Annotated in this window: 1 protein-coding gene; it reads left to right on the forward strand. The window is 33.1% G+C overall.

Features of this window, described 5'->3' with window-relative positions:
* Positions 1-87: 87 nt before the first annotated feature.
* Positions 88-1,014, forward strand: a 927-nt coding sequence (locus tag LSE01S_RS10605) for a replication initiation protein (RefSeq protein ID WP_061777592.1), incomplete at its 3' end; no start/stop codon positions are given.

The raw sequence follows: 1,014 nt of genomic DNA on the forward strand, positions 1-1,014 counted from the left end.
TTTTGTCTGTTTATCAAGTAGAAATATAAAGTTGACTACTTGATAAACATAATCTAAAATTAATTTGTAATCATTAGGAGGTACAGCATGGGAAATGAAATTATTAAATATGATCCAGAGTTAAATACCATTCCACTTCGAAAATTTACTCCAGTTGAAATGAATTTATTTTTTTCGATTATTTCTCGTATGCGTGATAAGAGTAATCAGACCATTCGTTTTACTTTTGATCAATTAAAAGAGTTAAGTGCTTATAAACCTACTGCAAATAACCGTTTTGAAGATGACATTCAGAGAACTTATGAAAAAATGATGGGATTACATTTTGGTAGACGAAGTAAAAGTGGATTAACTCGAGAGTTTTTTGTTTTGTTTACAGAATTTAAAATTGATGGAGATGCAGAAGAACCTTATGTAGACGTAAAAGTTTATGAACGTGCTTTACCCCTTTTAAACAAGCTTGAAAGTTGGGTTCGTTATGCGTTGGCAGAGTTTAGAGATTTAAAAAGTAGTTATGCAAAAACAATGTTTCGGTTACTAAAACAGTTCAGAACCACTGGATATGCTTATTTTTCTAAAGAAGACTTTTTTGAATTACTAGATATGCCCAAAAGTTACTGGAATAGTCCCTCTAACGTCGATAAATTTGTTATAAAACCCATTAAAGAAGAATTAACTCCTTTGTTTAGAGGATTAACGGTTAGAAAAAAATATGGTAAAGGGCGTGGGAAACCAGTTATTGGGTATTCTTTTACTTGGAAGCCTGAAAAGAAAGACGCTAACGACTTCTCACAAGGTCAATTTCAAGATGAACGTCAAAAACTATTTAACATTCAGCATAATGGTGAATTAACAGAGCAGGAAAAATGGCGTGCCATTGACAAGGTTAAGGGGTTAACTTTAGGCTCTACTGAGAAACAAGCATTGGCTGATAAACAGGCCGAGCACGATAAAAAAATAAGAGATCAAGCAAGAAAAGAAGCACTTGCTGAACTCCGAAAGGGGTTTGGAAAT

Source organism: Levilactobacillus senmaizukei DSM 21775 = NBRC 103853 (assembly GCF_001592085.1).
Lineage (GTDB): Bacteria > Bacillota > Bacilli > Lactobacillales > Lactobacillaceae > Levilactobacillus > Levilactobacillus senmaizukei.